Here is an 8,267-nt window from a genome sequence, read left to right on the forward strand (position 1 = left end):
TTCTGTTAACTATCTATTGTATTTTTTATAAACAACGTTCACTATGTTATAATATTAAAATTAAAATTTCAAGCATTTCTATAGAACTTTCGGTTCTCGGAAGAATCCAGTTAGAGGGGCTGAAAGCAGTTCTGCCCATATTGCAAGGCGTTTGGACAGTTATAAAATAAGTAGTTGGAAATTGATAGTTTTATTGGATATTTTTTTTTATTCTATGATAAGATTTGAGAGAGTGAAAGGAGGGGGAAAAGTTTGGGACATATACATATAACGGCATGGTCGGTTGCCTTGATTCTTTTTGTGGTATCTTTGCTTCTGCATAAGAGCGGCAAAGACAAAGGAAGTAAAATTGTGCATATGGTTTTAAGACTGATGTACTTAGCCATCATTGGCACAGGTGTGACGATGCTTACCTACACTGGCCTTGATGTTATGCATACATTAAAAACATTAGTAGGATTATGGGTAATTGCAATGCTTGAGATGATTGTAATTCGCACTAAAAAGGGAAGAAAAACATCTATTTTATGGATTCAGTTTGTTGTCGCCCTTATTATCGTACTATATTTAGGTTTTACGCTATAAGACAGAACAAAGCCTGCAGCAAAGATTTGCTGCAGGCTTTGTTCTGTCTTATTAATTTTGTGCCCCTTTCCTATAATATCCTTTATCACGGTGATACAAAATAATAGCAATCATTAATATGCCTGCAGCAATCCAAATCGAAGTTTTTCCAAAATAAGTTGTAGAAAACGTTCCAAGCAAAGCACCAGCAAAAAAAGATAGAATGATTACACCGAAATCAATAAACTGCCGCTTAGCTTCCTCATCGTGTCCGACAATAGCCGCATAGGCAGCCTGTGTTGCTGTTCGCAGGTTTCCTGTCGTAATAGTCGAGTTATAGGCCCATTTGTCCACTTTATTGAATGTGGAAATCTGTAAGGAAGAGACAAAAGCGATGCTGACAGTCACAAGCATGTTTGGCACACTTAATGGCAAAAAGCCGACAAACACAAGAACAAAAAACTCCAATATTAGAATAGAGCGTCGGTAGCTGTATAAAACATGCCGTACATGCGGTATTTTCACTATTTCAGAAACAAGTACACCTAATATAAAGGCAATGATTGGCGGGATATACAAAAGAGCCCCTTTCCATTCGCCGTTTGCTGCCTTAACAGCTAAAAGCACCATATTTCCTGTTTGGGCATTAGCAAACACTCCGTCTCTGCTGACAAAAGTATAAGCATCAAGAAAGCCCCCCACAATGGCGAGTATAAGACCCATATAAATAGAATTCGAAGAAAGGGAGGGAATGGTTTTTAGTTTTTCATGCATGTAAATTTCTCCTTCTCCATTAAAAATAATTTCTTGCCATAATAATAAAAAGCATGAATTGCAAAATATAGTTTATCATAATCAGTTTGTTACAACCGAAAAACATCCGAAAATTTTGTGTCTGTTTATTCTTTTTCTTTACAAAGCTTAGGCAGGAAAAGAGCAAACCATCAAGAATTTAATATTCTAGATGTGTTTAACTGATTCTAGGGAGAGCTGGTCATATTTTTAGGTGCTGACTAATATAAAAACATTATCTAAATTCAGCAAACAGGAGGGAAAAGGACAATAATCGAATTGGAATTAATCGATAAAACTTTGCTTTTTAGCATAGACCTCTAGTAGTTGACACAAGAGTTCTTTGCAAAATACATATTGAACAGAACCGACTAAAGAAAGGAAAGTCTATGGCTAATTTAAATTACAAACAAGACGATACAGCACGCGCTGTGCTGCAAAAAAATCCGTTGGATCGTAAATGGAATCACTATTTGCTCATAAGTATAGTTTTCGGCGGTTTTTTGATTTTTGGTTTTTCGGAAAATATAAAAGGTCCGGCTATTCCGCTTATTCAACAAGACTTTCGTGCTAGTCAGACGCAGATTGGTTTGCTTTTAGCCTTAAACTCATTCGGCTATCTTCTTGCATGCTCCTATACATCCTGGATGTCTGACAGAATCGGAGTGAAATGGACAGGAATCTCTGCATTCCTACTTATGACCTTTTCAGGAGTATTCATTTATCTGTCAGCAAGTTTTCCTTCGCTGTCTGCTGCCTTTTTTGTTTTATATTTGGGGAATGGCATGCTAGAGATTGCCCTTGGCATTATGGCAGCCAGAATTTTTACAAAAAATACAGGTACCATGCTGAATATCTCTCATTTCTTTTATGGATTAAGCTCCACTGTCGCACCAATTTTCGCTGCCTCTGTGATGGATTGGCATTGGGGAGAAGGAGATGTCGGATGGCGCGGCATGTATTTTTTGTTTTTAGCTTTATCCTTACTGCCGATTCTACCGTCTCTTTTTAGTAAATTTCCGGCTGAAAGTAAAAGTGACGGCGACGGTGCTTCCTTTAAGTCTTTGATTAAGGACAGGGTTGCATGGCTGATTGTCGCTGTTCTTTCGTTAGGAGTCGTCTCAGAAATGGCAGTAGGCGGCTGGCTGATCAATTTCTTAGTGCAGGCATATAGCTGGGATATAAAGGAAGCATCGAATATGCTGTCATTATTCTTTCTGTTTTTTATGTTTGCACGGCTTTTGCTAGGTCCTGTAACAGACAAGATTGGCTTTGCTAGGTCCATCATGTACTTTTCGGCTTTTTCTGGTATTTGCACCATTGCAGGAATTCTTATCGGAGAAAAAGGCGCCATCTTCTTTTGCATTTCTGGCATAGGCATAGCCCTGGTATATCCAACGATTATGGCATTGCTCGCCAAGAGATACCCGATTGGAACGGGAGCTGCGATCACTTTTACCGTTACTTTAATGGGAATAGCGAGTGTGATCGGAAATTTCTTAATTGGCTTTATCATTGATACAGCTCGTATAGCTGCAAATAGCCTTGGTGCAGCGAACAGTGAAATCATTGGTTTGAAATTTGGTTATGGATTTATAGGACTGCTTGCTCTCTTATGCTCGGTATGCTGTTATTTTCTGTATAGGTCAACAGAAAAAAACAAAGAAATAATATGATTTAATGCGTTTACACAATTAATAATTGACCTGAAATGCGTTTCATACCGTAAACTAAATGAAAATTAAGCTGTTACTTCAAGTAATAGACATAACAGCGGAGTTATTTTTACAGCAGGATTACTAATAGAAAGCAGGGAATGAAATGAACGAGAAAAGCATTATATTTTTTGATATAGATGGGACTTTGCTTACACATGAAAAGCAATTGCCTCAGTCTGCCAAAGAAGCAATTTTCCAATTAAAAGAAAAAGGCCATGAGGTAGCGATTGCTACAGGAAGAGCGCCGTTTATGTTCGAAGATTTACGCAAGGAGCTTGAAATCGATTCGTATGTCAGCTACAACGGACAGTATGTCGTGTTAAATGGCGAGGTTATATATAAGAACCCATTAAATATTCAATCATTGGAAAAGCTTGCCGAAGCCGCATTGCTAAATGACCATCCGGTAGTGTATATGGACCATGAGGATATGAGAGCAAATGTTCCGGAGCATATCTTTATACAAGAAAGCATCCAAACACTGAAAATAGCCCATTTTCCAACACATGATCCTCTTTATTATAAAGACAGAGACCTGTTCCAGTCGCTATTATTCTGCCAGGAGGGGGAAGAAAAGCAGTATGAACAAGTCTTTGAAGATTTCGACTTTGTCAGATGGCATCCTGTATCTGTCGATGTTTTGCCTAAAGGCGGCTCAAAAGCTCGAGGTATTGCCAAAATGACCGAAAAGCTCGGCATTGCTAAAGAGAACCAATATGCCTTTGGCGATGGTGAAAACGATTTGGAAATGCTGACAGCTATTGTTAACAGTGTGGCAATGGGCAATGCAGAGGAGCATATAAAGGCTTGTGCCAAATATGTAACGAAATCGGTGGAAGAAGACGGAATTGTTCATGGTCTTCAGTTGGTAGGTCTGCTGTAAGAGTAACTAATCCTTTGTATAATCTGATTCCTTCACGGAAAAAATAAGCAAAACCGACGTGGAGGAATATGCCTTGAATACAATCAAACCGATTAAAATAGGCTCACATAAATCAAGTCCGAATGAACCACTTACTTCGGCAGAAGTGGCAAAGCTGTGGGCAACCTATATGGGAAACAGCATGTCGAGATGCATACTGAGCTATTATTTACAGCATGTGGAGGATGAGGATATTAAAGCATTATTAAAGAATGCTTTACACTTATCGGATGTTTTCCTGGAAACGACGAAGGAAATATTTAAAAAAGATAAGATTCCATTTCCTGTCGGCTTCACAGAAAAGGATGTTAATTTAAATGCTCCTAAGCTATTTGAAGATGAATTCTATGTTCATTATTTAAAATACGCAGCCAAAGCAGGTTTGAGCATCTATCAAATAGCCATTCCCCTCGTCTATCGTGAGGATGTTCGTGATTTTTTCGTTTATTGTATGGATGCAACGATGCAATTGATGGAGCAAATTAAAATGATTCTATTAAGGAAGGGCTTTATTAAGAAGCCGCCGCTTATTCCAGTGCAAGACAGGCCTGAATTTGCCAACGAAAATTTTCTGAATGGATATATTGGGAAAGTTCGCCCTCTTCATGCGATGGAGATTACCCATCTTTACGACAATATCGAAAACAATGTCACAAGCAAAGCGCTAATACTGGCTTTCGGTCAAGTTGCAAGACAGGAAAAAGTGAAAAGCTTATTTATAAGAGGGAAAGAGATGACGCATAAGAATGTGGAACGGTACAAGCTTTTACTTCATGAGGAAAACTTGCCGTCTCCCGAATACTTAGACCATTTAATAACAACTTCGACGTTTGCGCCCTTTTCTGATAAGCTGATGCTTTTTCATAAAGTTGACATGTTTTCCATGAAAATAAGAGCGTTCGGAAATTCTCTTGCTGTAAATGGCAGACATGATATCGGAGTTATGTATACGAAATCGCTTATGAATATTATGATGTTTGTGACAAACGGGGCAAAAATAATGATGGAAAACGGCTGGATGGAAGAACCGCCGCATGCAGTTAACCGGGATGATCTTGCCAAACCTTAAATAGTAAGTGGAAAGAGCAAAAGAAGGGTAAACCTTCTTTTGCTCTTTATTTGTACAAAATATCGTCCTTTAAGCCGCCAACCTTTTCTAAAGCGGTCTGGATATCGTTCTCCTCTACACCGTAATGAGCAAGTGCATCATGCAAATGCTTGACGATTGCATTAAAGTGTTCCGGCTGGATATTCATTCCTTCATGCGCTTTTGCCATTGCCTTTCCTGTATATTGCTTCGGTCCGCCTAATGCAAAACTGATAAATTTAGTCTGATGACTGCGTTGTTTTTCCATATTTGTATGCTCAAAAAAATGACTTACTGATTCATCCTTTAATACTAACTCATTATAGAAATAATCAACTACTTTAGAAATTGCTTCTTCTCCGCCAACTTTTTCATATAAAGATTGCTCCATAACTATTCCTCCTTTTATTCACTATGTATAGATTAACCATTCTTACTACTTTTATCCTTTTTATAAAAAAAACAGGAGATTAGAAATAAGCAGAGAAATATTAAATGAAAATGAAAGGCAGGATGTGAGCAGGTTGGTTAAAAAGGGACAGTTAGAGTTAATTCATTTATTAGAGTTGACAAAGGGTAAGGCAGAATACAGTAATTTTATAGTAAGTGAGGTAAATGATCACGCTCTTCGGATAGCTGTCATTGAAGGAGAATATCATTGGCATAAGCATGAGGATTGTGATGAGCTGTTTATTGTGATCGAAGGGGAGCTGTTTATTGATTTGGAAAATAACCAAACAGTAAGCTTAAAGCCAGGTGACATGTATACTGTGCCGGCAAATGTGATGCATCGAACCCGCTCATTAGAACGAACGGTTAATTTGTGCTTTGAAAAGGCAAGTAATGATATATCTGGCACATGAGCTGCATAGACATAGCTAAAAATGCTTTCCTAGTGGAAAGCATTTTTTATAGGAGGGAGAAAAACAAGATGAAACTGGGATTAATTCGCCATGGCAGTACAGCTTGGAATAGAGAGGGAAGGGCACAAGGGAGCAGCAATATTCCTTTAGATAAAGAGGGAGTAGATGGAGCTCGTTTGCTTGCAGACCGTCTTTGCCAAGATAATTGGGATGTAATCTACACAAGTGACTTAATGAGAGCGAAACAAACCGCTGAAATCATGGCAGAAAGACTGCAAATAAAGGTTATTTTTGATTCAAGGCTGCGCGAAACAGGCGGAGGAATGATAGAAGGAACAACAGAACGAGAAAGAATAGCAAGATGGGGCGAGGATTGGCGTGAGCTAGACTTAGGGATAGAGTCTGTTGAAAGTGTCAAAGCACGCACACAAGCCTTTAGAAGTGAAAGATTAGACAAAGCAATACATCAAAATATATTGATAGTCAGTCATGGTGCACTTCTAAATATGCTTATAGCTGAGCTTGACCGGCAAGTTAGTGTGGAACATCCGCTGAAAAATACATCCTTTACGAATTTTTCATTTATTGATAACAGCTGGAAATGCAGCTTGTATAATTGTACAACACATCTAACTTGATGAGGGTTTATAGGTATATAAAACTAGGTAAATACAAATAATTGGTTATATTTACCTTTCTTTAATAGTTCTAAAATACTAGACGAAGGAAAATAAATATACTAAAATAATCTCGTACATGAGAAGATAAGCCTTCGATACTAGCAAACTTATTGAAAAATAAGGACGCAAAGCTATGGGTCTAAAGCAGTGGTTAAGCTGCAATGATTGCCAGGTTGCCGAAAAGGAGACAGATACCAATCCATCCTTTTTCGGGTGGATTTTTTTTATGAAATTTGGGGGAGTGTGAGCAAGTTGGCTAATCAAGTTAAAATTAAGGGTGTTAGCATTGCCCACCCAGAAACAAAATATGATAATCAGTTTTTTATAGACCATTTTCACGCATTAGGCCTAGAAGCAGAAGGATTGATGAACCATCTTGGCAGGAAAGAACGATATTTAGTTAATCCGGAGAAAGAAAACACCATTACGATGGCAAGCGAAGCAGCAGTAAAAGCACTTGATAGTACTAATACTAAAGCAGAAGAACTGGATATGATTGTTTTTGTCTCTGACACACCTGAATACACTTATCCAAGCAACGCACTTCTCCTTAATCGTATATTAGGGGCGAAAAATGCTCATATTGTCTATGATATGAATGCTAACTGTATTGGAATGCTGTCAGCTATTGATCAAGTGAATGCATTTTTGAAGAGCCGTGCAGACCTTCAGAGAGCACTTATTATCGGCAGTGTGTATGTAAGCAATATCGCCAGAAAAGATGATACTGTTATGTATCCTAACTTTGCAGACGGCGCATGTGCTGTAGTTCTGGAAAAAACAGAAGAGCCTATTGGACTTATAGCAAGCAATTATCACACAGATGCAAGTCTTGCAGACTTCGTCATGTATCCAGCTGTAGGATTTTCTCAACTGTTTAATGAGAACATCCCTGCTGCAAGTAAAAAACTTCGGTTTGATCCCCATGATGTCAGCTTTTTCTCTGACGAATGGAAAAAGCTGATTACTGCCATGCTCTCTCGGCATAATGTGCAGCCAGCGGAGATTGACCACTGGATTTTTTCTCAGTTTTCCAGACCAGAAGTGGAAGAAGCATTGCAGAAACTTAAGGTTGGTCTAGACAACTATACATTTGTAGGTGAAAAGTTTGGTTATACAGGCGTAACCAGCCCGATATTTGCGCTCCATGATGCTCTTGAACGAAAAAGAATAAAAGACGGAGATAAGGTAGTTTTTTGCTCTGTAGCTGTCGGCTATAGTATGTCATCACTTTTATATCAATTTTAGGAGGAAATTATTATGTTTACATTTGAAAAAAAGGAAGCAACAAAGGAATTATTTATTACTGTCAGCGGATTTATGAAAGAAGAAGATGGTCAGTCGTTTCTTGCTGAGTATAATAAGCATGTTAAATCAATCGTTCCAGCAACATATACATTAGTTATTGATTCAACCAATCTTGCTGCATCTAAGCCTGATATGCTCCCAGTTTTAGAAGGATGCTTCAAGCTGTATATGTCTAACGGCTTCAAAAAAATCATCATGATTAATCCATCATCTGCTATTTCCAAAATGCAAATGAAGAAGCTTGCAGCAAGCATCAACTATACAGGAATTTTTGTTGATAAATTAGAAGAAGCAGTAAGATAAATGAATGTAAGCCTGATAAGCCTTTGCTTA

Annotated in this window: 10 protein-coding genes and 1 riboswitch; of the genes, 8 read left to right on the top strand and 2 right to left on the bottom strand. The window is 38.1% G+C overall.

Annotated elements, in window-relative coordinates:
- Positions 1 to 252 precede the first annotated feature (252 nt).
- Positions 253 to 585: a YisL family protein gene (locus ACLIJJ_RS09710; protein WP_233314244.1), complete on the top strand. Its 333-nt coding sequence runs from the start codon at positions 253 to 255 to the stop codon at positions 583 to 585.
- Between the two features lie 51 nt (positions 586 to 636).
- On the opposite strand, the gene ACLIJJ_RS09715 is transcribed toward ACLIJJ_RS09710, so the two are convergent.
- Complete coding sequence (locus tag ACLIJJ_RS09715) at positions 637 to 1,338, bottom strand: YoaK family protein (protein ID WP_233314243.1); 702 nt, start codon at positions 1,336 to 1,338, stop codon at positions 637 to 639.
- A 407-nt stretch (positions 1,339 to 1,745) separates the two neighbouring features.
- Between ACLIJJ_RS09715 and ACLIJJ_RS09720 the strand changes: the two genes are divergently transcribed.
- The 3 genes from ACLIJJ_RS09720 (at position 1,746) to ACLIJJ_RS09730 (ending at position 5,065) form a co-directional block, all read left to right on the top strand.
- Entirely contained in the window at positions 1,746 to 3,032 is a 1,287-nt protein-coding gene (locus ACLIJJ_RS09720; RefSeq protein WP_411410802.1) for an MFS transporter, read from the top strand.
- A gap of 145 nt (positions 3,033 to 3,177) precedes the next feature.
- Entirely contained in the window at positions 3,178 to 3,957 is a 780-nt protein-coding gene (locus tag ACLIJJ_RS09725) for a Cof-type HAD-IIB family hydrolase (RefSeq protein WP_411228519.1), read from the top strand.
- Between the two features lie 73 nt (positions 3,958 to 4,030).
- Positions 4,031 to 5,065, top strand: coding sequence for a DUF3231 family protein (locus ACLIJJ_RS09730; RefSeq protein WP_233314240.1), 1,035 nt, complete (start codon positions 4,031 to 4,033; stop codon positions 5,063 to 5,065).
- Positions 5,066 to 5,111: 46 nt separating this feature from the next.
- On the opposite strand, the gene ACLIJJ_RS09735 is transcribed toward ACLIJJ_RS09730, so the two are convergent.
- Positions 5,112 to 5,474 (bottom strand): group I truncated hemoglobin, encoded by a 363-nt coding sequence (locus tag ACLIJJ_RS09735; RefSeq protein WP_233314239.1) that lies wholly within the window; start codon positions 5,472 to 5,474, stop codon positions 5,112 to 5,114.
- 133 nt (positions 5,475 to 5,607) lie between these two features.
- On the opposite strand from ACLIJJ_RS09735, the gene ACLIJJ_RS09740 reads away from it, so the two are divergent.
- The 4 genes from ACLIJJ_RS09740 to ACLIJJ_RS09755 all read left to right on the top strand — a co-directional run bounded on the left by ACLIJJ_RS09740 (position 5,608) and on the right by ACLIJJ_RS09755 (position 8,237).
- Complete coding sequence (locus ACLIJJ_RS09740; RefSeq protein WP_233314771.1) at positions 5,608 to 5,946, top strand: cupin domain-containing protein; 339 nt, start codon at positions 5,608 to 5,610, stop codon at positions 5,944 to 5,946.
- Between the two features lie 68 nt (positions 5,947 to 6,014).
- Positions 6,015 to 6,584 carry a histidine phosphatase family protein gene (locus ACLIJJ_RS09745; protein WP_411410803.1) on the top strand — a complete coding sequence of 190 codons (570 nt, stop codon included), beginning with the start codon at positions 6,015 to 6,017 and terminating at the stop codon, positions 6,582 to 6,584.
- 132 nt (positions 6,585 to 6,716) lie between these two features.
- Positions 6,717 to 6,807: riboswitch (cyclic di-GMP riboswitch) on the top strand.
- Between the two features lie 71 nt (positions 6,808 to 6,878).
- The gene (locus ACLIJJ_RS09750; protein ID WP_237941246.1) at positions 6,879 to 7,874 is read left to right on the top strand and encodes a ketoacyl-ACP synthase III; all 996 of its coding nucleotides are present in this window, start codon (positions 6,879 to 6,881) and stop codon (positions 7,872 to 7,874) included.
- Positions 7,875 to 7,886: 12 nt separating this feature from the next.
- Entirely contained in the window at positions 7,887 to 8,237 is a 351-nt protein-coding gene (locus ACLIJJ_RS09755; RefSeq protein ID WP_233314237.1) for a hypothetical protein, read from the top strand.
- The last annotated feature ends 30 nt before the right edge of the window (positions 8,238 to 8,267 follow it).

It is taken from the genome of Niallia laureatilytica (genome assembly GCF_046613985.1).
In the GTDB taxonomy this organism is placed as follows: Bacteria; Bacillota; Bacilli; order Bacillales; family Cytobacillaceae; genus Niallia.